Origin of the sequence: Peptoniphilus pacaensis, assembly GCF_900088125.1 — a bacterium.
GTDB classification, from domain to species: domain Bacteria; phylum Bacillota; class Clostridia; order Tissierellales; family Peptoniphilaceae; genus Aedoeadaptatus; species Aedoeadaptatus pacaensis.
Window position 1 is genome coordinate 743,584 of record NZ_FLQT01000003.1, and the last position, 22,604, is coordinate 766,187.

General features: G+C 51.5%; 21 protein-coding genes and 3 rRNA genes. 8 read left to right on the top strand and 16 right to left on the bottom strand.

Translation table 11 applies throughout. The features are described from left to right. Window positions 1–54: 54 nt before the first annotated feature. Genes BN7444_RS03545 through BN7444_RS03565 form a run of 5 tightly spaced genes read right to left on the bottom strand, consistent with a single transcriptional unit; the run spans window position 55 to window position 3,512 of the window. Window positions 55–822, bottom strand: coding sequence for a hypothetical protein (locus tag BN7444_RS03545; RefSeq protein ID WP_068455839.1), 768 nt, complete (start codon window positions 820–822; stop codon window positions 55–57). Continuing rightward, window positions 815–1,510: an ABC transporter ATP-binding protein gene (locus BN7444_RS03550; RefSeq protein WP_068455842.1), complete on the bottom strand. Its 696-nt coding sequence runs from the start codon at window positions 1,508–1,510 to the stop codon at window positions 815–817. The genes BN7444_RS03545 and BN7444_RS03550 overlap by 8 nt, the downstream gene beginning before the upstream one ends. Beyond that, a complete protein-coding gene (locus BN7444_RS03555; protein ID WP_068455846.1) occupies window positions 1,497–1,874 on the bottom strand; it encodes a GntR family transcriptional regulator in 378 nt (125 codons plus the stop codon). Before BN7444_RS03555 ends, BN7444_RS03550 begins: the two co-directional genes overlap by 14 nt. Window positions 1,875–1,903: 29 nt before the next feature. Beyond that, entirely contained in the window at window positions 1,904–2,656 is a 753-nt protein-coding gene (locus BN7444_RS03560; protein ID WP_068455849.1) for an ABC transporter permease subunit, read from the bottom strand. Next, a complete protein-coding gene (locus tag BN7444_RS03565; protein ID WP_068455852.1) occupies window positions 2,625–3,512 on the bottom strand; it encodes an ABC transporter ATP-binding protein in 888 nt (295 codons plus the stop codon). Before BN7444_RS03565 ends, BN7444_RS03560 begins: the two co-directional genes overlap by 32 nt. Window positions 3,513–3,752: 240 nt before the next feature. On the opposite strand from BN7444_RS03565, the gene BN7444_RS03570 reads away from it, so the two are divergent. Next, on the top strand, window positions 3,753–4,265 hold the full coding sequence (locus BN7444_RS03570) for a helix-turn-helix domain-containing protein (protein ID WP_068455855.1): 513 nt from the start codon (window positions 3,753–3,755) through the stop codon (window positions 4,263–4,265). A gap of 90 nt (window positions 4,266–4,355) precedes the next feature. Here BN7444_RS03570 and BN7444_RS03575 read toward each other — a convergent pair whose 3' ends face one another. Continuing rightward, window positions 4,356–4,949, bottom strand: a complete 594-nt coding sequence (locus BN7444_RS03575; RefSeq protein ID WP_068455858.1) for a DUF3793 family protein — start codon at window positions 4,947–4,949, stop codon at window positions 4,356–4,358. Then, a complete protein-coding gene (locus tag BN7444_RS03580; RefSeq protein ID WP_068455862.1) occupies window positions 4,924–5,343 on the bottom strand; it encodes a flavodoxin domain-containing protein in 420 nt (139 codons plus the stop codon). The genes BN7444_RS03575 and BN7444_RS03580 overlap by 26 nt, the downstream gene beginning before the upstream one ends. Before the next feature lie 594 nt (window positions 5,344–5,937). Here BN7444_RS03580 and BN7444_RS03590 point away from each other — a divergent pair. From BN7444_RS03590 to BN7444_RS03600, 3 genes are read left to right on the top strand one after another with little or no spacing between them, the layout of a single operon-like run. Beyond that, the gene (locus BN7444_RS03590; RefSeq protein ID WP_068455869.1) at window positions 5,938–6,420 is read left to right on the top strand and encodes a DUF2975 domain-containing protein; all 483 of its coding nucleotides are present in this window, start codon (window positions 5,938–5,940) and stop codon (window positions 6,418–6,420) included. Window positions 6,421–6,428: 8 nt separating this feature from the next. Next, window positions 6,429–6,650 carry a helix-turn-helix domain-containing protein gene (locus BN7444_RS03595; RefSeq protein ID WP_068455871.1) on the top strand — a complete coding sequence of 74 codons (222 nt, stop codon included), beginning with the start codon at window positions 6,429–6,431 and terminating at the stop codon, window positions 6,648–6,650. Next, window positions 6,637–7,122: a hypothetical protein gene (locus BN7444_RS03600; RefSeq protein WP_068455874.1), complete on the top strand. Its 486-nt coding sequence runs from the start codon at window positions 6,637–6,639 to the stop codon at window positions 7,120–7,122. The genes BN7444_RS03595 and BN7444_RS03600 overlap by 14 nt, the downstream gene beginning before the upstream one ends. A 272-nt stretch (window positions 7,123–7,394) precedes the next feature. Here the strand turns inward: BN7444_RS03600 and BN7444_RS03605 are convergent, their stop codons facing one another. The 6 genes from BN7444_RS03605 to BN7444_RS03635 all read right to left on the bottom strand — a co-directional run bounded on the left by BN7444_RS03605 (window position 7,395) and on the right by BN7444_RS03635 (window position 15,765). Continuing rightward, window positions 7,395–8,732 carry a sodium-dependent transporter gene (locus BN7444_RS03605; protein WP_068455877.1) on the bottom strand — a complete coding sequence of 446 codons (1,338 nt, stop codon included), beginning with the start codon at window positions 8,730–8,732 and terminating at the stop codon, window positions 7,395–7,397. A gap of 325 nt (window positions 8,733–9,057) precedes the next feature. Further along, a 5S ribosomal RNA gene (rrf, locus tag BN7444_RS03610) occupies window positions 9,058–9,174 on the bottom strand. A 26-nt stretch (window positions 9,175–9,200) separates the two neighbouring features. Next, window positions 9,201–12,059 (bottom strand): 23S ribosomal RNA (locus BN7444_RS03615). Between the two features lie 219 nt (window positions 12,060–12,278). Beyond that, a 16S ribosomal RNA gene (locus tag BN7444_RS03620) occupies window positions 12,279–13,806 on the bottom strand. Together the 16S, 23S and 5S rRNA genes form the textbook arrangement of a ribosomal RNA operon. Before the next feature lie 343 nt (window positions 13,807–14,149). Then, the gene (locus BN7444_RS09340) at window positions 14,150–14,314 is read right to left on the bottom strand and encodes a hypothetical protein (RefSeq protein ID WP_167627198.1); all 165 of its coding nucleotides are present in this window, start codon (window positions 14,312–14,314) and stop codon (window positions 14,150–14,152) included. Between the two features lie 290 nt (window positions 14,315–14,604). Continuing rightward, window positions 14,605–15,765, bottom strand: a complete 1,161-nt coding sequence (locus tag BN7444_RS03635; protein WP_068455886.1) for an aminotransferase class I/II-fold pyridoxal phosphate-dependent enzyme — start codon at window positions 15,763–15,765, stop codon at window positions 14,605–14,607. 101 nt (window positions 15,766–15,866) lie between these two features. On the opposite strand from BN7444_RS03635, the gene BN7444_RS03640 reads away from it, so the two are divergent. Then, a complete protein-coding gene (locus BN7444_RS03640; RefSeq protein WP_068455890.1) occupies window positions 15,867–16,643 on the top strand; it encodes an IclR family transcriptional regulator in 777 nt (258 codons plus the stop codon). 187 nt (window positions 16,644–16,830) lie between these two features. Here the strand turns inward: BN7444_RS03640 and BN7444_RS03645 are convergent, their stop codons facing one another. The 3 genes from BN7444_RS03645 to BN7444_RS03655 are packed head-to-tail and all read right to left on the bottom strand — an operon-like array spanning window position 16,831 to window position 18,972. Next, entirely contained in the window at window positions 16,831–17,481 is a 651-nt protein-coding gene (locus tag BN7444_RS03645) for an amino acid ABC transporter ATP-binding protein (RefSeq protein WP_068455893.1), read from the bottom strand. After that, the gene (locus BN7444_RS03650; protein ID WP_082941252.1) at window positions 17,478–18,122 is read right to left on the bottom strand and encodes an amino acid ABC transporter permease; all 645 of its coding nucleotides are present in this window, start codon (window positions 18,120–18,122) and stop codon (window positions 17,478–17,480) included. Before BN7444_RS03650 ends, BN7444_RS03645 begins: the two co-directional genes overlap by 4 nt. Before the next feature lie 22 nt (window positions 18,123–18,144). Further along, the gene (locus BN7444_RS03655) at window positions 18,145–18,972 is read right to left on the bottom strand and encodes an amino acid ABC transporter substrate-binding protein (protein WP_068455897.1); all 828 of its coding nucleotides are present in this window, start codon (window positions 18,970–18,972) and stop codon (window positions 18,145–18,147) included. Between the two features lie 461 nt (window positions 18,973–19,433). Between BN7444_RS03655 and BN7444_RS03660 the strand changes: the two genes are divergently transcribed. Genes BN7444_RS03660 through BN7444_RS03670 form a run of 3 tightly spaced genes read left to right on the top strand, consistent with a single transcriptional unit; the run spans window position 19,434 to window position 22,593 of the window. Continuing rightward, a complete protein-coding gene (locus BN7444_RS03660; RefSeq protein ID WP_068455899.1) occupies window positions 19,434–20,951 on the top strand; it encodes a ClC family H(+)/Cl(-) exchange transporter in 1,518 nt (505 codons plus the stop codon). Continuing rightward, window positions 20,948–22,039 carry an ABC transporter substrate-binding protein gene (locus BN7444_RS03665; RefSeq protein ID WP_068455901.1) on the top strand — a complete coding sequence of 364 codons (1,092 nt, stop codon included), beginning with the start codon at window positions 20,948–20,950 and terminating at the stop codon, window positions 22,037–22,039. Before BN7444_RS03660 ends, BN7444_RS03665 begins: the two co-directional genes overlap by 4 nt. After that, window positions 22,036–22,593 (top strand): hypothetical protein, encoded by a 558-nt coding sequence (locus BN7444_RS03670; protein ID WP_068455904.1) that lies wholly within the window; start codon window positions 22,036–22,038, stop codon window positions 22,591–22,593. Before BN7444_RS03665 ends, BN7444_RS03670 begins: the two co-directional genes overlap by 4 nt. Window positions 22,594–22,604: the final 11 nt, after the last annotated feature.

Below are 22,604 nucleotides of genomic sequence, written 5' to 3' on the forward strand. Positions count from 1 at the left end.
TACCCGAAATAGAAAAAAGAAAAACGAGGCCCGAAGGCCTCGCTGATTTATTTATTATGACACGGAAAGTTTCTTGTCGTGGCTGTGGACGCTCCTCAGATAGAGCACCACGGCGGCGATGAGCATGAGCCCGCTCAACACAAGAGACGTTCTGAAAAACTGTTGGGAGAGGGCCTGTTCAAAAAATTCTTCGTTGACAATCTGTCTTTGGCTTCCCATGGTTTCGATCACCGCTTTCGTCACCACATTTATGGCCACTTGCAGGCCGATATAGAGCATGATGGGCCCGCCGATGCCGAAGCGGCGGAAGGGCTTTTCGCTCCCTACGCTTGTGACAAAGACCCACACGGCCGCTGAAAATAGCATACCGACGATGACCAGAAGGATAAAGCCTTGCAAATAGGTGATGGCCGGCTTATCTAACAGGGCACTGAGAAACTCTCTTACCTCCGGATCGCTCCCTATTTGGCGGACGAAAAAGGGTCCAAAAAAAGTCAGGGATGAGAGGACCGCGACCAGTTCCACGATAATAAACCAAATCGCCCGGCCGCCCATGGCCTCTTTTCCCGTCAAGGGAAGGGCGGCGAAGAAACTGCCGTAGGAACCGTACATGCGCTTGTAATCCCGCACAAAAAGCCATAAGGGAACGATAACTACGGCGAAGAAGAAGGACATGACGCCGACGAAGACGGTGACGGCGCCGAACGCGCTCTCTTCTCCCGTGTAGCCCCATAAGAGGAAACTGCCGAGAAGGGCGCAGACCACCATGGCGAGAAGAATCCATTTGTCCCGCTTGAAATAATAGCTGATGAGTTTAGACATCGTACACCTCCCTGAAAATCGCTTCCAAATCCTTGCCGTAGCGGCCGCGAAGGGCTTCCACCTCTTCGTTTAAAAGCACCTTGCCGTCTTTTAAAAACACCGCCGTGTCGATAATGGGCTCGATGGGTTCCACCATGTGGGTGGAGATGATCAAGGTCGCCTCCGTGTCGAAGCCGTCCAAAATTCCGTCGATGACGTTTTTTCGCGACAGGGGATCCACGCCGCCGATGGGCTCATCCATTAAATAGAGCCGCGCCTTTCTCGAAAGGGTCAGCGCCACTTGCAGCTTGTCCTGCATACCCTTGCTCATCTCGCGAATGCGGCGGGAGGGCTCCAGGTCGAAAGATTTCAGCATGTAAAAGGCCTTTTCCCGGTCGAAATCGTCATAAAAGTGGCCGTAGAGATCCACGCAGGCCTCGGCGCTTAAATCCTTCGGCAGAGGCAGGTGGTCGGGCTGGTAGCTCACCATGTTTTTCGTGGCCTTGCCGATCTCTTCGCCGAAGATTTCCACCTCGCCCTTATAGCTCATCTCGAGGCCGGCCAAAATGCGGAGCAAGGTGGTTTTCCCCACGCCGTTGGGCCCCATAAGCCCCACGATGTGGCCCGGCTCCAATGCTAAGTCCAGTTTGTCCAAGACGTATTTGCCTCGGTAGTCGATGTCGATTTTCTTGCAATCAACGGCCTTCATGAGACCCTCCTTTCTCCCAACGCTTGTTCAGTAATTTTACCGCTGTCTCCTGTGTCATGGACAGATCCGCCGCCACGCCGATCAATTGATCGCAGGCGTCGAAAAAGGCGTCCTTGCCCAGGGTATCGATGATGTCTTTATTTTCCGTCACAAATTTCCCCCGCGTTCGATCCGTTTCAATGAGCGTTTCCCGCTCCAGTTCCTGTAGTGCCCGCTGCACGGTGTTTGGATTCACACCGTATTCCTTCGCCAAATTTCGCACCGATTCCAATTTCTCTCCGGGGATCAGCTCCCCGGCGGCGATTTGCTTTCGAATGGTTTCGTAAAGCTGCAGATAAATCGGTCGATTGCCGTCAAATTCCATGGGCCCTCCTTTCATCTGTGCTGCTTCTTCTACAAATCACATCGTTCAAATTTCCTTATGCCTATGGTGTTCAATAATAAGACCAATCCCCAGTTTAGTGCCATAAACCGCATGAAGTCGATTCCCTTTCCGGTATCCAGCAGCTGCCCCAAATGATACATAGGCGATGCCAGTTGGACCCCCGGGAATGATTTTAAATACACGAAAACGACAAACAGAACAATAAATACGCCGATGGAAACGTAGGATTTAACATACATACTGAGACTTTGTACTAAGCTAATCGCCAGTATGTACAACGAACCGGTTGCAACGATCGTCATTAGATCAGAAAGATAATGCGCACTGATCAGTTTTCCGTCGGCTATTGGAAGATTCGCCACCAACAAATAATAGCAACCTATCGAAAATACAACGAATAGCACCGTCACGACCCACCAGTAAATGGATTGCGCATAAAACTTCGACCGGTAGATGTTGCGCCTGTTATTGACGCGATTCAACATCATGGAAAGGCTTCCGTTTTCAATTTCTCCTTTTAATATATTCGCACTGTTGATGGCGAGAATGAGAAATATAACGAAGACCATATAAACCAAGGTGTACATGTTGTCGGCAAATGTTAGCCCATTGATTAGCTCCTTGCTGGTATACGTCACAATCAAAGAGTGATTGTGTACGCCCAACCCGTAAAACAAGGGCATTAGGAACATGAAGAACACCAGCAGATTCTCTTTTCGCCTTAACTGCTTAAATAGCTCGAACCGTACAAGCGTCTTCATCATTCCCCTCCTCCAGTAATTTTTCCAGTGGATTGATTACCTTTTCAATATTCACTATGGTAGCGACCGAGCTAATGTAGTGTAGCTTCTCGTTCATGTTTTCCTCTGTGATCACCAGCCTATGCTGATCTAATTTTCTTGCGTAACGACTATCGATTTTATCCGTGTCGTCAACATTCAACATGACGGCGCTTTGAATATGAATGTCCCCATCATAGTGCTTAACTCCGTCTCTAATCACAATGAGACGATTGCATAAAGACTTCACTTCGTCTAAGTTGTGGTCCGAAAAAATCACCGCCATTTTCTGCTTCTTTGCCATCTCCTGAATGAGGCTTTTTACCATCCCGCGCCCGTGAATATCCAATCCCACAAAAGGTTCATCTAAAAGCAGCACGGTTTGGGCATTGAGCAAGGCTTGCGCAAATCCGAGCCTCTGCTTCATTCCGAAAGAAAATTCCTTAATCTTCTTTTTCTCCACCCCTTCCAAGCCAACCGTGTTTAGCACGTCCTTGATTTCAGTGTTTATTCTTTCTGCATCCGTTATTCCGTTTAGGTACAGAATGGATTCCAAGTTTTCATAAGCGGTCAAATACTCATAAAAATTCGGCTCCACGGAAATGCCGAACTTTTTCCGGCAAGGCGAATCCATGGTAACTTCTTCGCCTTCGTAGCCTATTTTTCCGGAATCGGCGTGAATGCAACCGGCCAACATGTTCAATAAAGTCGTTTTACCGGCGCCGTTTACGCCGATAAGGCCGACAATGTCGCCCGCATTTAATTGCATCGAGAAGTCGAAAAGTCCTCTTCCGTTTCCATAGTCTTTGGTTAAGGACGCCACATCAAGTAAATCCATCATTCCCTCCTTTCATCTGTGCTACTTCCTTAATACAGTCATATTGTACCGCCGTCTTAATACAGTGTCAACTCTTTTTTTGAATTATTTTTGCTGAAAATGTCTCTTCCGAAGATTTTAATAAAATGTCGCCGAAACCATCCGCCGCAACCGAAAGTTGCGTTCCTTTTGCTTGTGCCCTGTTCTTCTTTTTGTTACAGTGAATTTAAGATAAATACACAGCTAAAGAAGGAGTTTCTTATGTATGGTGAAAAAATAAAAGCAAAACGAAAGGCCATGGGGCTTTCGCAAGAGGTCTTGGCGGAAAAGCTCGGCGTCACCCGCCAAGCCGTGTCCAAATGGGAAATGGATCGAGCGCAGCCGACCACGTCTAATCTACGAGAGTTGGCACAGATATTTTCCGTGGACATGGCCTATTTCATCGGAGAAGATGATTCGAAGAAAGAAGAACCTTCTCCTCTCAGCTCCACCGTTGTTTCAATCCTCGCCTATGCCATCGGTCTGTTCTTTTTTCTCGTCTATTATTTTGTCCTTGCCGACACCCTCTTCCACAAAAGCCCCACCTCTGCGGCCTTAATGCCTCTCACTCTTTACTTCATCCTCGCCACCGTGGTCTTTCCCCAAGCCTATAAATACGCCGGCGACCGGCTGGATCATTTAGATATTAATTTCTTTCGCCTGGTGGCGCTCCCCGCGCTTTATGTTATCGGCCCTGTGGTCGTTCTCTATTCTCTTTTCAAAAAGAAAGATTAATTCTCCCGCGCACGACGCGGGTTTTTTGCGCAAAAAAACGGACGCACATGGCGTCCGCTTTCATTCAGAATATAGGAAGGTGTCATTATTTTAGTATTCTTGCATCGCTTTATTCATGACAAAATATTTCGCTAAGTCAAATAAGAAAAAGCGCACTTTCGATAGCAAGATGTTTTCATAGCATTTCCAGTAACCGACGAATCGATGGTGTCGCCTCTGACTAAAGGCTTCCACGTCGGAGACGGGATAACCGAGAAAGATGCCTATTTCGTCGGGACAGCCAATTAAAAACCGTGTTTTTAATTCCGCAATGGCTTCGTCCACAGTGGCGTATTCATAGCCGCGATTCTTTAAAAAAGCTCGGCATCTTCGGTCTGTGAGTCTGTGTTCAAGTCTTTTTCTGTCGTAGAAGTATAGAAGCAAACTGCCTTTGGGATTAATCAGCTCGGCATGTGCAAGGGGTATGACATGCTTGATGCTTTCGTCCCGGGCCCAACACCGGCTTAGGTCTCTCGATGGATTGACTAAGTTAACCAGAGTTCCCGTTTTTCCGCAAAAAACCGTGGGGGCCGTATAGGCTTTGAGTATGGCTTCTAAATAATCTCGATCATTACATGATGCGCATCGGTTGAGGTAACGAACCGTGGAGTCATTGAGTTTACGCTTCACATAATGCGCGAGCACTGTCTTCGCACTCCTTCAAGCCGTCTGCATCCGGCTCGCCTTTACAAATGACGGTGGCGACATAGGCAGGAGAAAGTCCTCGAACTTCGTCCTCCCAGGTTTCCATCCATTCGCCTTCCGCCCAATCGTAGGAGCCAAAGAGTAATACGTATTTTCCTTTCAGCAGAGGATTCACATCATCCATCAAAGGACGCATGGTCGATTCTTCCAGCTCTTCTGCACCCATAGCCGGACAACCGAATGCGATCCTGTCTGCATCTTTGACGATGGCCTCTGTTGCGTCGGCGGCTTCGATTAACGAAGCTTCCTGACCGGCCGCTTCCAAGCCCTTGGCGACTGCCTTCGCCATGGCTTCTGTGTTGCCGGTCCCCGACCAATAAATGACAGGTACCATAATTCCCTCCTTTCTACCTTGCGGCACGTTCACGCTGCACGCATTGGCATAAACGACAGAATCACCTGATATGTACCGCAAAGAATGATTTGATAATTCGTATCGTTTACAATTGTTATTATAATCGCCCTTTCCGATTTTTGCAAGGCTTTTTCGAAACTTTTTGAGATTTATTTTCAATGCGTATTTTCGGCTTGGTTTCGGGCTTTTCGGGCGTGTTTTCTTTACAAGCTATGCTTTTTTCGAAATTTTCTTCTCGCTCCGGCTTCGATTTTTTTCGCTCCACTTTCGATTCTTCTTTTCGATCTGCTTTCGATTTCTTTCTCACCGTTCTTTTTCCGAAATTTTCTTCTCCGAATTCTTTCGTTTTCTCTCTTCGGGCTTCTTCCGATTTTTCTCTCGATCATCTTTCGCCCTCCTTCTGCCATCGCCTTTCATCGCCTCCCTCTCCCCGGCGATTTTTCCCCGCGAGTTTTACGTTCAAATCTTTCTTTCCCTTTCTCAGGACGAATCCTTCGCCGGTTCTTTACTTTTTTCGCTAACTATTTATTGTTTATCGTTAAATATCGGCTATAATAAAAGCAGGAGGTCAATATGAAACAATTACAAACCACAATTATCGCCGTCGTCTTGGCGGCGGCCATCCTTTCCGTGAGCGCCTTTTTCGCCATTATCGGATCGGCTTTAGTGAAAGCTTGGGTGCTGAAGGATGCCACCTTTACCATCTACCTGCCCCTGATCCCCGCGAGCCTCGCCTTTTGGGGCATAAGCGGCGCCTTTCTTCTCGCGGGGCTGGCCTTCGGCCTTTACACGACGTTTTTGTACGCCAGGGGCCGCCTCTTCACCCCGGCCATGGTCCGCGGCCTGGAGCGAGTGGGGTTATGCTTTTTAGGTGCCGGGGGAAGCTTTTTGCTTCTCGCCATTTACCTGGCCGTGAATGTGCAGCTCGCCGCCCTCTTTCTGCTCTTCTTTCTCCTCGCCCTGCTCCTCGCTGCGGCGGCGCTTTTCTTCTTCCTTCTGGCCGATGCGGTGGATGAGGGCCGCCGCCTGCGGGAAGAAAACGACCTGACCATTTGAGGTGTGCCATGATTTGTGTGGATTTAGATATTATGCTCGCCAAACGAAAGATGAGCCTGACGGAATTGTCCCGGGCGGTGGATGTGAGCCTGCCCAATCTGTCCATTTTAAAGACGGGAAAGGCCAAGGCCATTCGCTTTTCCACCCTCGACGCTATTTGCCGGGCCCTTGATTGTCAGCCTGGAGACATTTTGCGCTACGAAGGAGATGATGAGCATGACGCGGACTAAGGGCCTGACGGTTTTAGGGGCGCTCTTTCTCGCGGGCCTTGCGGCGATTTTGATTTTCTCCGACGCCACGCCTCGAAGGATCAAGGCCATGAACGCCGCTTTTGGTACGCACGTCACGAGGCGGGCCGTGTGCGTGGACGATGTGAAAAAGCCGCCGGATTTTCTCGGCGACGGCGTGAGCTATACGATTTATAAGTTGAATGACGAGGACATGGCGCAGCTGAATCAGGATTTGAAAAAGACGAAAGCTTTTTCCGCCGACAGCGAGATCGGCGAGTCCGTATCCTCGGGCCTGCAGTGGGCGAAAAGGGAGCAGCCGGCCATTAAAGATCCCGCCCTGTCATTTCCAAACTGCCGCTACTATTATGTGAATCGCTCCCCGGGCGGGACGGCGGATTATGTTTCCAACTACGACGCCTTGGTCGTGGACGAGGACAATCACCTGATTATGTATCTGGTCTACGACAGCTAAGGCTTTCAAATTCATAGGACCGAAAATAATCACGGCTCATTGCTATTGGCAAGGAGCTGTTTTTTCTTGCCCTGAAAATTTTCCATTAAAAAACTGCCGAGACCTTTGCCTCGACAGTTCATTTCATTTATTCCGTTGTGATTAAAAATTTTCTTCTATTAGAGACCTAACCCCATTTTGCGGACCGAAGGGACGAGAAAATGGTTGGTAGGTCCTATGTCAGGATGGCCCGGCGGGACGAGCCGAGCGAGTCGCCCGGTTGCCATCTACGGTTAAAATGCGATTCTAAAGTACAGGGCGATAAAGCACAAGATCACTGCCATGGGCACGTAAATAAACTTGCCCAGATAGTACCATCTCTTGGTGCGCTTCACCTTACTGCCCGTATTGATCTCATCGACCAGGGCATCGGCATCCATAATCCAGAACCAGGAAATGGCACCGAGGGTGGCGCCCAAGGGAATGATGTAGATGGACACGAGATCCATCCAGGGGCCCCAACCGCCTAAAATAGCGCCGTCGACGCCGCCGATAGGTTCCATGAAGATGCCGGGGATAAAAGCGGCGAGACCGATAAGGACCAATGCCGCCTTACGATTTAAGCCTTCAAATTGATGGAGCAAGGACTCGCAAACGACTTCAAACATATTTTGCAGAGAAGAGATTCCGCCGAAAAGCACGGCCAAGTACAGGGCGATGGCAAAAAATCTGCCTCCCACCATGTGTTGAAGAATCGTAGGCAGGGTGACGAACAAGAGCCCGGGACCGCCTTCGGGATTTTCACTGAAGGAAAAGAGGGCGGGGATCATGACCAAGGCCGCAACCATGGCCGCAATGGTGTCGAAGAGCGCCGTTTGCTTGGCCCCTCCCACAATGTCTTCGTCCTTGTTCAGGTAAGCGCCGCAAACCAGCATGCCGCTCCCCGTAATGGACAGGGAGAAGAAGGCTTGCCCCATGGCTCCCACCAGGACCTTCGGATCCGCGAGCATTTTCCAATCCGGCGTAAACATAAATTTGTAACCGGCGGCGGCATTGGGAAGGAAGGCCACACGAATGGCCAAGATGACAAACAGCACGAAGAACAGCGGCATCATAATTTTATTTGCCTTTTCAATGGACTGCGCCCCTCTGATACAGGTCAAAAGAGTCAGAATAATGACGATGGCGTGGAAGGGGATGACGCTGAAATTTTGGCCCGAAAAGGATGCGAACCAAGCTTCCGAATCCACGGTCATCAAGCTTCCGCTCACGCTTTGGAAAAGGGATTTTAATACATAAGAAATGATGACGGCGTAGCCGATGGCGATGCAGATGGAACCTAAAAGAGGTAAAATGCCGACAGCTTTTCCGACTTTAGACAATTTTCTGTGGGACCAGGCCTTTTCGTAAGAGCCCAAGGTCCCGGTTTCGGAGTAACGACCTGCGGCATACTCGGCGGACAGACCGAAATAGGCGAAGATGGCGATAAAAATTAAGTAGACGATTAAAAATGCGCCTCCGCCGTTGGCTGCCAGCTTATAAGGAAAGCCCCACACATTTGCCATACCTACCGCCGAGCCGACGGTGGTCAGTATGAAGCCCCAAGTCGATGTAAACTTATTGTCCTTCATTTAAACCTCCTTTGTTATTCTTTATCACTTTGATTAAATAAACTTACCCGATATCATACACCCTTTCCCCTACCATGTCCACCTTTTCCCGCCTTTTTTTGATACTGATTTCGGATAAAACCATGCCTTGATCGCGGCCCGAATCCTTAGGGCAAAAGACGGTGGAGAAAAACAAATTTATGGCTCGAGAAAATGGCTTATGCAAGAAAAGACGGAGGCGGCATTTTACATTTTAGGGCACAAAAAAGGCGTCTTTTCTCATTTCAGAATTTTAGGGCACAAAAAAACACACGCCGTCGTTAAGATCAGCGTGCGTCCTTTGTGTGACCGGCAATTTCCTACTCTCCCGGGTCGTTACCAACCAAGTACCATCGGCGTTAAGAGGCTTAACTTCTGTGTTCGGTATGGGTACAGGTGTGTCCCTCTTGCTATCGTCACCGGACGAACCAAGCTGCATATACAATCTCTTTGGTCAAGTCTTCGACCGATTAGTATCTCTTAGCTACATACATTGCTGCACTTCCACCTGAGACCTATCTACCTCGTAGGCTACAAGGGGTCTTATCATTACTGAGGGAAATCTCATCTCGAGGGGGGCTTCGTGCTTAGATGCTTTCAGCGCTTATCCCTTCCAAACTTAGCTACTCAGCTATGCCATTGGCATGACAACTGATACACCAGCGGTTTGTCCATCCCGGTCCTCTCGTACTAAGGACAGATCCTCTCAAATTTCCTACGCCCACGACGGATAGGGACCGAACTGTCTCACGACGTTCTGAACCCAGCTCGCGTGCCTCTTTAATGGGCGAACAGCCCAACCCTTGGGACATGCTTCAGCCCCAGGATGAGACGAGCCGACATCGAGGTGCCAAACCTCCCCGTCGATGTGGACTCTTGGGGGAGATAAGCCTGTTATCCCCAGGGTAGCTTTTATCCGTTGAGCGATGGCCCTTCCACTCGGTACCACCGGATCACTAAGTCCTGCTTTCGCATCTGCTCCACTTGTCGGTGTCGCAGTTAAGCTTCCTTTTGCCTTTGCACTCTGCGCACGATTTCCGTCCGTGCTGAGGAAACCTTTGAACGCCTCCGTTACTCTTTAGGAGGCGACCGCCCCAGTCAAACTGCCCAACTGACAGTGTCCCTCTTCCGGATTCACGGAAGTAGGTTAGAATTCCAGAATGAATAGAGTGGTATCCCAAGGGCGACTCCCGAAACACTGGCGTGCTTCGTTCTTCGTCTCCCACCTATCCTGTACAGTCCATTCCGAAATCCAATATCAGCCTGCAGTAAAGCTCCATGGGGTCTTTCCGTCCTGTCGTGGGTAAGCGGCATCTTTACCGCTACTACAATTTCACCGGATCCTTTGTTGAGACAGTGCCCAAATCGTTACACCTTTCGTGCGGGTCGGAACTTACCCGACAAGGAATTTCGCTACCTTAGGACCGTTATAGTTACGGCCGCCGTTTACTGGGGCTTCAGTTCTAAGCTTCGCTTGCGCTAACTTTTTCCCTTAACCTTCCAGCACCGGGCAGGTGTCAGCCCCTATACTTCGTCTTTCGACTTCGCAGAGACTTGTGTTTTTGGTAAACAGTCGCTTGGGCCTTTTCACTGCGGCCATGTTTCCATGGCTCCCCTTCTCCCGAAGTTACGGGGTCATTTTGCCGAGTTCCTTAACAAAGGTTTTTCCGCTCGTCTTAGGATTCTCTCCTCACCTACCTGTGTCGGTTTACGGTACGGGCGACAGTCCGCGAATAGTGGCTTTTCTTGGCAGTATGGAGTCGGCTCCTTCTCTACTTGTTTTCGATCCGCATCACACGTCAGACTTATAAGAAGCGGATTTGCCTACTTCTCATCCTTGGTGCTTGCACGCCTCACCAACCGGGCGCTACGCGTATCCTCCTGCGTCCCCACATCTTCATTGCGGTTGCCGGTACAGGAATTTCCACCTGTTGTCCATCGACTACGCCTTTCGGCCTTGCCTTAGGTCCCGACTTACCCTGAGTGGACGAGCCTTCCTCAGGAAACCTTGGGTTTTCGACGGGTGAGATTCTCACTCACCTCTCGCTACTCATGCCAGCATTCTCTCTTCTGTACGCTCCACAGGGCCTTACGGCTTCTGCTTCATCGCCTACACAATGCTCCTCTACCAATCCGTTGGATTCCACGGCTTCGGTATCGTGTTTAGCCCCGGTTATCTTCGGCGCAGAGTCACTTGACTAGTGAGCTATTACGCACTCTTTCAATGTATGGCTGCTTCTAAGCCAACATCCTAGTTGTCTCAGTAACTCCACATCCTTTTCCACTTAACACGAATTTTGGGACCTTAGCCGGTGGTCTGGGTTGTTTCCCTCTCGACTATGAAGCTCATCCCACATAGTCTGACTCCGGAGGCTCATGTCTTCGGTATTCGGAGTTTGATAGGTCGCGGTAACTTGGTAAAGTCCCTTGACCATTCAGTGCTCTACCCCCGAGACACGCCCTTCCAGGCTAGCCCTAAAGCTATTTCGAGGAGAACCAGCTATCTCCGCGTTCGTTTGGCTTTTCACCCCTATCCACAGGTCATCCGATAACTTTTAAACGTTACCCGGTTCGAGCCTCCATTGAATTTTACTTCAACTTCACTCTGCCCATGGATAGATCACGCGGTTTCGGGTCTATGACCTCCGACTCTTCGCCCTGTTCAGACTCGCTTTCGCTACGGCTTCAATGCAAAACATTTTAACCTCGCCGGAAATCATAACTCGCTGGCCCGTTCTACAAAAAGTACACGATCGTGGTTCGAGACCACTTTCGCTGCTTGTAAACATCCGGTTTCAGATTCTATTTCACTCCCCTCCCGGGGTTCTTTTCACCTTTCCCTCACGGTACTTATGCGCTATCGGTCACCAAGGAGTATTTAGCCTTAGGGGGTGGTCCCCCTGTATTCCCACCGGGTTTCACGTGCCCTGTGGTACTCGTTTAGAGTGGCTCGCGTTCGCTTCGCATACGGGACTGTTACCCGCTATGGTTGATCTTTCCAAATCATTCTGCTCGCGTTAGCTCGCCGTATCTCAAGTTGGGCTGAACCCCGTTCGCTCGCCGCTACTGAGGGTATCGAGGTTTCTTTCTTTTCCTCGGGGTACTTAGATGTTTCAGTTCCCCCGGTATTCCTTTCATACGCTATGGATTCACACATGAATGCTGAGAGGTTCTCTCAGCGGGTTTCCCCATTCGGAAATCTGTGGATCGATGTGTATTTGCCACTCCCCACAGCTTTTCGCAGCTTATCGCGTCCTTCATCGGCTCTTGGTGCCAAGGCATCCACCGGATGCTCTTTCTAACTTGACCTTACGATCTATTTCGTTGAAATTGTAATCTTAAATTTAAATTTGAAGATTTGATTTACGATGTTCTCGTTTTTGATTGTATATGCAGTTTTCTTGGTTCAAAAATAGAATCCCGCCTGACTTGCACAGACGATTACGCGACTTGCGGATTCATAATTAAAGGTATAAGAGATTTATCCATCTGTCGTCCTTCCCCGCAGGGAAGGACGTTCTTCCTTAGAAAGGAGGTGATCCAGCCGCACCTTCCGATACGGCTACCTTGTTACGACTTCACCCCAGTCATTAACCCTACCTTCGACAGCTGCCTCCTTGCGGTTAGCTCGCTGGCTTCGGGTATTGCCAACTCCCATGGTGTGACGGGCGGTGTGTACAAGACCCGGGAACGCATTCACCGCAGCATTCTGATCTGCGATTACTAGCAACTCCGACTTCATGCAGGCGAGTTGCAGCCTGCAATCCGAACTGGGATCGGCTTTTTGAGATTCGCTTGAGATCGCTCTGTCGCTGCCCTCTGTACCGACCATTGTAGCACGTGTGTAGCCCAGGACATAAAGGGCATGATGATTTGACGTCATCCCCACCTTCCTCCGATTTATCATCGGCAGTCCCTTTAGAGTTCCCACCGTTACGTGCTGGCAACTAAAAGTAAGGGTTGCGCTCGTTGCGGGACTTAACCCAACATCTCACGACACGAGCTGACGACAACCATGCACCACCTGTATTAGCGTTTCCGAAGAAAAGGCTTTATCTCTAAAGCGGGCGCTAGTATTTCAAGTCCTGGTAAGGTTCTTCGCGTTGCTTCGAATTAAACCACATGCTCCGCTGCTTGTGCGGGTCCCCGTCAATTCCTTTGAGTTTCATGCTTGCGCACGTACTCCCCAGGCGGAGTGCTTATTGTGTTAACGGCGGCACCGAGGTTTGACCCCCGACACCTAGCACTCATCGTTTACGGCGTGGACTACCAGGGTATCTAATCCTGTTTGCTACCCACGCTTTCGTTCCTCAGCGTCAGTTGAAGTCCAGCAAGTCGCCTTCGCCACCGGTATTCCTCCTAATATCTACGCATTCCACCGCTACACTAGGAATTCCACTTGCCTCTCCTTCACTCAAGCTTGACAGTTTCCGATGCTTACGAAGGTTGAGCCTTCGCCTTTTACATCGGACTTGCCATGCCGCCTGCGAACCCTTTACGCCCAGTAATTCCGGACAACGCTCGCCCCCTACGTATTACCGCGGCTGCTGGCACGTAGTTAGCCGGGGCTTCCTCCTATGGTACCGTCATTATCTTCCCATAGGACAGAGCTTTACGATTCGAAAACCTTCATCGCTCACGCGGCGTCGCTGCATCAGGGTTTCCCCCATTGTGCAAGATTCCCCACTGCTGCCTCCCGTAGGAGTTTGGACCGTGTCTCAGTTCCAATGTGACCGTTCACCCTCTCAGGCCGGTTACTGATCGTCGTCTTGGTAGGCCGTTACCCCACCAACTAACTAATCAGACGCGAGGCCATCTCTTACCGCTAGCACTTTGACTTCATCACCAGGAGGTGTCGGAGTCTTATACGGTATTAATCCCGGTTTCCCGAGGCTATCCCGTTGTAAGAGGCAGGTTCCTCACGCGTTACTCACCCGTTCGCCGCTAATCCCAATCAAATCACCCCGAAGGGATCAATGAATGTTCATCGCTCGACTTGCATGTGTTAGGCGCGCCGCCAGCGTTCGTCCTGAGCCAGGATCAAACTCTCAATAAAAACTTTGAGTTTGCTTAGCTCGGATTCACTGACTGTGTTCCGCTTTAAGCTTTTAGATTGTTATGGTTTAATCTCTTATACCATTTAATTAACTTGGTTCAGTGCCGCTTCTTTCGAAACAGCTTATTTAGTATATCTCGCAGGGAATGCTTTGTCAAGAACTTTTTAACACTTTGTAAAAATTCTTTCCGCACGCCTCGCGCGATAACTTTTATATCATACCTCGCGAGATTCGAACTGTCAAGAAGTTTTTTGACATTTTTCTCAAACAGCTGCATCTCTTTCGAGGCGACTTGCATAGTCTACCACCGGTACCGGGATCTGTCAATGGTGTTTTTCTTTTTTATTGAAACAGATAGTAGAGGCCGATGCAGAGCATAACTACGGCACTTGCGATCCTGATCGCTTTTCCGTTCTTTGCCGCCCATTTATTCTTCCAAAGAATACCTTCCAGATTCAGCAGGGCGACGACAAATGTAATGATGGCGAAAATTTGATTGGTCTTCATGGGCATATGCTCCTTTTCTCGACGGGCCTCGAGTCCCGAGGCAGTTTTTTCTTCTTTATTATAAATTTGCTGTAAGAATACGGTCAAGCGATGATTTTACTTCCCGCGAAATATCTATGGAATTTCAAACCTTTTATTTTAACCTACCTTCTTATGCCGTTTTCTGATAGAATAAATAGCGTAGGGAATCCTACATCCATTCATCTATGTCTGATGGTGCTCCTTTGTTTAATAGAGCGAAAGACGCCCCTCTTCGGAGGGGCGTCTTTTTTTATGCCTTGGTCTATTTATTATTGAAAGATGGTCATTTTTTCCATGCGGTCGAAGGCCTTGTCGATGTCGTCCACGCCGACGGTGACGGCGAGGCGCAAAAAGCCGCGGCCGCTTTCGCCGAAGGCGGAGCCTTTCACCGTGAGCACGTGGGCTTCGTCCAACAGCTTTTGCCACACCTCGTCTTCGGTTAAACCCGTAGGGCGAATGTCCACGAAGAGGTAGAAGGTGCCCGTAGGCTCGGCGATGCGAATGTTTTTGAGTCGCTTCAAGCGCTCGTAGGCGTGGAAGGTGCGCTTTTTAAATTCCTCCACAATGGCGGGCTGCACTTCGTCTCGATGGGTGAGGGCGTAGAGGGCGGCGCGCTGGGAGATGGCCGGGGCGGTGTAGACATTGTTTTCGTTTACGGATTTCGCCGCGGCGATAAAATCTTTATCTCCTAAGATATAGCCGATACGCCAGCCGGTCATGGCGAAGTTTTTGGAAAAGGAGCGCAGGGTAATGGTGCGGTCTTTGCAGGCGTCTATGGATGCCATGGGCACGAAGGGGCTCTCATAGGAAAAGGCGGTGTAAATATCGTCGGCTATTAAATAGAAGTCTTTTTCTTCCGCCAGTTGCCCCAGGGCCATGAGCTCTTCTTTTTTCAGACACAGGCCCGAGGGATTGTTGGGGGTGTTGACGATGAGGGCCTTGGTTTTTTCCGTGACCTTTTTTCGAATCGCGTCCATGTTCGGGCGGAAGCCCTCGTCGGGATCCGTGGGAATAAACACGGGCACGCCCCCCGCCATTTTGACCTGATCGGCGTAGGGGGCGAAGTAGGGCTCGATGATCATGACCTCATCGCCTTCATCGAGCATGGTTTCAAGCACCAGCCACATGCCGTGGCAAGCGGAGGTGGTGACGAAGACATTTTCCGGCGAAAGCTCCACGCCGTAGGTTTCCTTTTGAAAGTCTACGATGGCGGCGATGAGTTCTCCGTCGCCTTGACTGTTTGTGTAGTGGGTGTGGCCCGAGAGGGCGTCTTCCGCCGCGGCGCGGATAATGGCCGCCGGGGTGGTAAGGTCGGGATCGCCCAGGGTAAAGTCCACTACGTCGTGGTAGGCCTTGGCCAAATCGGCACTTGCCGCCAATGCCCCGGATTCTCGGTTCCCGTATTTTTTCGAAATCATGGCTTTATTCATACTTTCTCCTCTATCTGTGTATTATCTGATATACTGATTGTGATGCAAGAATGTTTGTAAATCTTCGTCGAATGGTTCCATTATAAAGGAGGGATAGGCGAATGGCAAAAAAACCTGACTATACAGTGCCCATGGTGGATAAGGCGCTGCAAATTTTGCATTTCCTCTTGGAAAACGGCGGCGCCCACGGCATCGGCGATATTGCGAGCCGCCTGGACCTGCCCAAGGCCAGTGTCTTTAAAATCCTCTATACCCTGGAGGGGGAACATTTCGTGGCAAAGGACAGCGAGGACCGCTATCGCCTGGGCCTGGGCTTTATTCCCTACGACGCCGAGGTCAGGAATCGCTGGGATTTCACCACGGTGACCCGCCCCATTATGGAACGGGCGGTACGGGAGATGGGCGAAAGTTTAAACTTGGGCATTTGCGCCGACGATGCCATTGTCATGTTGGACACCGTAGCCGGGGAGGAGTTTTTTATTATGCGCCACCTGATCCCCGTGGCCCCTCTTTACTGCTCCGCCATCGGAAAGATTTTCCTCGCCGAGTACGAGGCGGATGATCTCGCCCGCTACCTCGCCCGCCACGAGCTGGCGCCCCGCACCATTTCCACCTTGACGACGAAAGAGGCCTTGGCGGCGGATTTACAAGACGTGGTGGAGACGGGCACGGCCCACGACCGGGAGGAATACGAATACGGCCTGACCTGCATGGCCAAGGGCGTTTATTTCGAAGGCAAGCTCATCGCCGGGGTAAGTCTGTCGGGCCCAACGAGCCGTCTGGAGCACAAGGGCATGGACCGCTTGGAAAATATCCTCGCCGACGTGGCCGATGCCTTGGCGGAGGAGCCGGGCCTGGGCACCTTGCTTTCTCTTTAATTTCCATACTTTCTTCCCTTCAATAAAAAAGTTGCCGCCGCCATGACGACAACTTTTTCATAGAGAAGAAAGAAATAATAGATTATGGCAAGCATCGTGGCGTGCACGACGCTTTACAAAGGATCGACATAGGAAAATGTCGTTTGTACGTATTCGCGGCGAAAGTGATTGGCAAAAGGAGGAAGTCTTACGCCACGATTTCTTCTCTCAGGTGACCTTCTTCAAAGTGTAGGATGCGATCGGAGATGCGCTCGGCAAAGGCCCGGTCGTGCGTGACGACGATCATGCCCATGCCCTTTTCCTTCAAACGGTTCATGGTTTGGGCCAGCTTGTCGATGGTCGCCCCGTCCAGGGCGGAGGTGGGCTCGTCGAAACAGAGGATCTCCGGCTCCAGCATACAGGCCCTGACAATGGCCACCCGCTGCTGTTGGCCGCCGGAAAGGCTTCTCGGGTACTTGTCCCTTTCCTCGTAAATCTCAAGCTCCTTCATGAGCCGCTCCGCCCGCTCTTGGGCTTCTTTTCGGTCCACGCCGTGGTAGATGGGAGCCAGGAGGATGTTCTCCCACACGGTCATTTTCGGAAAGAGGGAGTAGCCTTGAAAGACCATGCCGATTTTTTTCGCATCCGTCGTTCCCGCCGGCATGAGCTCGCCGTCGAAGGATACCTTGCCGTCGTCGTAGGTTTCCAGCCCGTTTAAGCAACGGAGAAAGGTGGTCTTTCCTTGGCCGCTCTTGCCGGCGATGGAGACGATCTCATCGGAGGTGAAGGTCAGGTCGATGTCGCTCCAAATGCAGCGGTCGCCAAAGGACTTTTTTAAATTTTCCACGGTGATTTTCATGACGCTTCAATCTTCCTCTCTGTGTGTCTCAAAAGCAGGGTCAACAGGCCGACGACGATCAGATAAACTATCCCGACATAGACGTAGGGCAGAATGGAGGACATGGTGTTCGAGACGGACTTGGCCGCTTTCAAAATGTCCATGACGCCCAGAATGTAAACCAAGGATGTGTCCTTGACCAGAGTAATGACTTCGTTGGAGTAGGCGGGGAAGCTGCGCTGAATGACCACGGGCAGAATCACCTTAAAGAAGGTGTAGCTCTTGGACAGCCCCAACACTTTTCCCGCTTCCCACTGTCCGGGATCCACGGATTGTACCCCGCCTCTTAAAATTTCGGCGAGATAGGCCGTGTAGTTTAGGACGAAGGCGAGGAAGATGGAAGTAAACCGGCCCAGGGTAATGCCCGCGGGCAGAAGGGGCAGCCCGAAGAACACGAACATTAATTGAAGGAGCAAAGGTGTCGCTCGCATAATGTAAATGTAAATCGCCGCCAACTTCGATATAATTGGGTTACGGGACAGACGCGCCCATGCAACCGGTATACAGAGAACGGAAGACAGGACGATGGTGACGATAAAAACCGACGCCGTGGTCTTCATTCCTTCTCCCAGTAAAGGGATTAAACGTTGTAGTACTTCCAAAACTGCCTCCTGATATTAAGCCTTAGTCGGCGAAATATTTCTTGTAGATCTCGTCGTAGGTGCCGTCTTCTTTTAACTTTGCCAGCGCCTTGTTCAGTGCTTCCTGTAAAGCCACATCGTCTTTGCGCATACCGACGGCAAATTGTTCTTCGCCGAAGTTGTCGTCCAAGACTTTATATTTGTCTTCGCCGTTTTGCTTCATGTAGTAACGGGCCAGAACTTCGTCGACGACGATGGCGTCGCAGCGCTTCGCTTCGATGTCTTTAAAGCATTCCGTGTTGGTTGCATATTCAACCGGCGGTTCGGCCAAGCTGTTGACGAAAGCTTCGTCTTTGGTGACGGCTTCCAGTGCCGAGGATTCTCCTTGCACGGTGACGCGCTTGCCTGCCAAGTCCGCTTTGGAATTGACGGGGGAGTCCTTTAAGGTCACGATAATTTGGCGATTGTCCATATAGGGATCGGAGAAGAGCACTTTCTTTTCACGTTCGGGAGTAATGGAGTAGCCGTTCCATAAAAAGTCCACATTGCCGGAATCTAATTCCGTTTCCTTCACCGTCCAGTCGATGGGTTGGCATTCGACTTTAATGCCCATTTCCTTGGCGGCCGCTTGTGCCAGTTCCACGTCGAAGCCGACGAGCTCGCCTTTTTCATCGCGGAAGCCCATAGGAGCGAAGGTGTCGTCCATGCCCAGGACATAGGTCTTGCTCGTATCTAATTCGCCGGCAGCCTCTTGCTTGGCATTGTTGCCGCCGTCGTTGGCTGCATTGTTTTCCTGCTTGTTCCCGCCGCCGGAACAGCCGACGAGGAAAATCATCAACAGAGTGGTGAGGGTCAAAAGTTTTTTCTTCATGCTCGGTTCCTTTCTTTCTTTATCGCTTTATCATAGTAAATCATCATGGGTTAATAATACAACCTCTTTCGAACTTTGTAAAGCCTTTTTTAAAAAATATATTGTATGGAAGGCTCTTAAAAATTTCGACGGCTTTTTATCCTGCCGCGGTATTTGTTTTAGGTCGCATGCCTTCGGAAGTGTTGTCCCTTCTGTTGCCAGAGCCCGCACGGGGCTTAGGTCTTTTCTCGTCGCCCTACTCTTCGGTCTCGTCGACGTGGACATCATCGGCGAGGCTTGCGGAAATCTACGGCGCGTGAATTTATTTTTCCCGTGGTGGTGAATTTAATCGCCTACTGTTTCGAACCACGCCCTCATTTGATAAAATTATTATTTGTTACCGCCGCCATTGGCAGCTGCGGCACGGTTATCTTCCTTCGCTTTATCTTTTAACACTTTCGTCGGTTGGGAAAGGAGTCTCAATGGATACCCACCACGCACAACATTACGATCGCAACCGTCTGAGGATGCATTTGGTCTTCGGGGGCTTTTTCGTGGGCCTGGCCTCGGGGATGATTTCCGTCTTGTACCGGTTCACCTTGGGGAAACTGGACGATTTGAGAAATCTCCTCTATGCGAACATGACCCCGACCCGAGTCCTGCTCATGCTTCTCCTCTTTTTCGCCATGGCCGTGGCCATGCACCTCTTACTGAACTGGTCGCCCTTAAGCGGCGGCAGCGGGATTCCCCAAATTCGCGGCGAACTTTTGGGCAAGGCCGACATCGCTCCGGTGCCCACCTTGATCTCCAAATTCTTCGGCGGCGCCATGGCGGCCTTCTCGGGCCTGACCTTGGGCAGAGAGGGCCCTTCCATTCAATTGGGGGGCACCTTGGCGAAGCTTCTGGGCAAAATGTTTCACGCCACGGAAATGGAGCAACGCTACTTTATCACCGCCGGGGCATCCGCCGGCCTCGCCGCGGCCTTTAACGCGCCCCTGGCCGGCGCCCTCTTCGCCCTGGAAGAGCTGCACAAGAGCTTCTCCCACTTCTTCGTCGTGCCCTGCGTCGTGGCCTCGGTGGTGGCCAACTGGGTCAGCTTCAGCATCTTGGGCATGGAGCCCGCCTTTTCCTTTCCCATGAAAGAAATGCTCCCTACGGGGATGATCTGGGCCCCCGTCGTCGTCGGCGTCGTCGGCGGCATCTTCGGCTCCGTCTTTAACAAAGGCCTGCTCTTTGCAAGCACCCGCATGAAGAAACTCCCCGTCCCTCGCTACGTCGTGATCTTTCTCGCCATGGTCCTTGCCCTCTTGGCCGGGCTCTACAATCCCATCCTTTTAGGCGGCGGCCACGGCCTCATCGAGCGACTGGCCACCACCGCCGTCTCCGCAAAAATCCTCGTAGGCTTTTTCGCCCTGCGCATGATTTTGGTTTGGACCGGCTACGGCTCCGGCGCCCAAGGAGGCATCTTCCTCCCCGTGCTCACCTTGGGAGCCCTTATCGGTGCCCTTCTCCACGGCCTGATCTTAGGCGGGGATATGTACTATGCCAACTTCCTTTACCTGGGCATGGCCGCCATCCTCTCCTCCGTGGTTCAAGCGCCCCTGCTGTCCATTCTTTTGGTCTCGGAAATGAGCGGCACCATGCTTCAAATGATTTCCGTCACCACCACCGCCATGGTGGCCTACATCGTGGCCCAGCTTTTGAAAAACGGGCCCATTTACGAATCCCTCTACGACAATATGTTCAAGAAAAATGGCGACACGCACCGGGAAGATCAAACCCTGCAATACTTCCTCGTCCCCGGCGATGCCGACTACCTGGACATTCCCCTGAAAAAGCTGCACATTCCCAATCACCCGGTCATCGCCTCGGTGAAGCGGGAAGATGTGACCTTTACCCCCAATGCGGACACCACCCTGGAAGGGGGCGACGAGCTTTTGGTCCTCTGCAGGGAAGAGGATTTGGAAGACTTGGCGGATTATTTCGGAGATGTATCATGAAGCGACTGATCCCCATCCTCGCCCTGCTCCTCTTGGTGGGATGCAGGCAAAAAACCCTCGACGACCGAGTGATGCTCGGCGTCTTCGAGCCCCAACAAGGCCTTTACGGCGAAACCGGTGCGGACACCTGGCGCGGCGTGAAGCTCGCCCACAGCCTGCGCCCCGTAGCGGGAGGCAAACAGATCGCCCTGTCCCTTTACGACACGAAGAGCCAATCCTTTGAGGCGGCCAACGGCGTCAGCGTCCTTTCCGACAAAGGCGCCCTCGCCCTTATCGGCACCTTCGGTACCGACAGCATGAATCGGGCCCGCCCGGTGATCAAAGCGGCGAAAACCCCCACGGTCACCGGCTCCACCGCCGCCGATTTAAACGACGACTACTGGATCACCCCCGTGTGCATGAACGACAGGGAACAGGCACGGGCCATGGCGGCCTTTGCCGCAAACACCCTGGGTCTGAGGGACATCGCCATCGTCGTGGACGCGGAAACGGGTTACGGCACCGATCTGGCGAAAAACTTTGCCCAAGCCCTGCCCGACTACGTCCATAGCTACACCGTCCACTACCACACCGGGGAGACCCGCTTCAGTCGGGAAATCGCCCGACTGAAAAAATACCCCGTCGACGGCATCTACTGCCCAGGCGACGCCACCTCCGGCGCCTACTTTATTCGCGCCGCGAAAAAAGCCGGCATGAACGTGCCCCTCATGGGCGCCGACCGCTGGGAAAATCCGTCTTTTAAAGAAATCGGCAAAGATGACGTGGAAGGCGTCTACTTTACCGCCCACTACGCCCGCTACGAAACCTTTAATCAGGCATCCGACGCCTTTCTCCTGGCCTACGAAAAAGCCTACGACCGCGCCCCCACATCCTACGCCGCCATGGGCTACGATGCCTACAATCTCATCGCCGACGCCATGAACGAAGTGGGCCCCGATCGGGCGGCCGTCGCCCGCTACCTGCGCAGGCTCGACACATTCGACGGCGCTTTGGGCATCAACAAACGCCACAAGACGAGGAGCGTACCCATAATGCGCCAAAAAGGCAAGACCCCCGACTACGTCACATCCGTGGAGGTGGGATCGTGAAAAACAATCGAGACCTCTTACTGACAGGCTTTCACCTGGCCATCTGGGCAGGGCTATACAGCCTGGGCTACGCCGATAAAATGCAGATCATGGCCCTGGCCCTTCTCGCCATCGCCTACTTTCTGGCGGAATGGGTGCAAAAATCCAAAAGCGCCCTTCGGCTCATCGCCCTCTTTTTGGCAAACGGCCTTATCGCCTACAGCCTGCCCGCACTGAAGACCCTGAACGCCGATGGCCTCATAAGCGGCCTTCTCGTCGTCGCCTACAGCCTCAGCTACTTCTTGCAATTTAACGCCTTCAGAAAAAGCACCTTTCGCCTCTATCCCACGAGACGGAAAAAATGGGCTGCCGCCATTTACTCCGCCCTGATCTTCGGCCTCGTCTACCTCCTCGCCGCCCCGGAGTTTGCCCTTCCCGGCACGGAGCTCTTCACAGACCTCCCTGGGAGAATACAGCGCGACCTGCCCATGGGCGGCACTGCAGCCGGAATCTACGGAATCATTTTTCTCTTTCTACCGAATTTAGGCATAACGGGCAATAAAAAACAGACCTGAGATGCACTGAC

Bases quoted from the DNA above. Each gene is read 5' to 3' on its own strand.
- BN7444_RS03545 (WP_068455839.1), bottom strand. From the start codon at position 822: ATGTCTAAACTCATCAGCTATTATTTCAAGCGGGACAAATGGATTCTT.
- BN7444_RS03550 (WP_068455842.1), bottom strand. From the start codon at position 1,510: ATGAAGGCCGTTGATTGCAAGAAAATCGACATCGACTACCGAGGCAAA.
- BN7444_RS03555 (WP_068455846.1), bottom strand. From the start codon at position 1,874: ATGGAATTTGACGGCAATCGACCGATTTATCTGCAGCTTTACGAAACC.
- BN7444_RS03560 (WP_068455849.1), bottom strand. From the start codon at position 2,656: ATGAAGACGCTTGTACGGTTCGAGCTATTTAAGCAGTTAAGGCGAAAA.
- BN7444_RS03565 (WP_068455852.1), bottom strand. From the start codon at position 3,512: ATGGATTTACTTGATGTGGCGTCCTTAACCAAAGACTATGGAAACGGA.
- BN7444_RS03570 (WP_068455855.1), top strand. From the start codon at position 3,753: ATGTATGGTGAAAAAATAAAAGCAAAACGAAAGGCCATGGGGCTTTCG.
- BN7444_RS03580 (WP_068455862.1), bottom strand. From the start codon at position 5,343: ATGGTACCTGTCATTTATTGGTCGGGGACCGGCAACACAGAAGCCATG.
- BN7444_RS03590 (WP_068455869.1), top strand. From the start codon at position 5,938: ATGAAACAATTACAAACCACAATTATCGCCGTCGTCTTGGCGGCGGCC.
- BN7444_RS03595 (WP_068455871.1), top strand. From the start codon at position 6,429: ATGATTTGTGTGGATTTAGATATTATGCTCGCCAAACGAAAGATGAGC.
- BN7444_RS03600 (WP_068455874.1), top strand. From the start codon at position 6,637: ATGACGCGGACTAAGGGCCTGACGGTTTTAGGGGCGCTCTTTCTCGCG.
- BN7444_RS03605 (WP_068455877.1), bottom strand. From the start codon at position 8,732: ATGAAGGACAATAAGTTTACATCGACTTGGGGCTTCATACTGACCACC.
- BN7444_RS09340 (WP_167627198.1), bottom strand. From the start codon at position 14,314: ATGAAGACCAATCAAATTTTCGCCATCATTACATTTGTCGTCGCCCTG.
- BN7444_RS03635 (WP_068455886.1), bottom strand. From the start codon at position 15,765: ATGAATAAAGCCATGATTTCGAAAAAATACGGGAACCGAGAATCCGGG.
- BN7444_RS03640 (WP_068455890.1), top strand. From the start codon at position 15,867: ATGGCAAAAAAACCTGACTATACAGTGCCCATGGTGGATAAGGCGCTG.
- BN7444_RS03645 (WP_068455893.1), bottom strand. From the start codon at position 17,481: ATGAAAATCACCGTGGAAAATTTAAAAAAGTCCTTTGGCGACCGCTGC.
- BN7444_RS03655 (WP_068455897.1), bottom strand. From the start codon at position 18,972: ATGAAGAAAAAACTTTTGACCCTCACCACTCTGTTGATGATTTTCCTC.
- BN7444_RS03660 (WP_068455899.1), top strand. From the start codon at position 19,434: ATGGATACCCACCACGCACAACATTACGATCGCAACCGTCTGAGGATG.
- BN7444_RS03665 (WP_068455901.1), top strand. From the start codon at position 20,948: ATGAAGCGACTGATCCCCATCCTCGCCCTGCTCCTCTTGGTGGGATGC.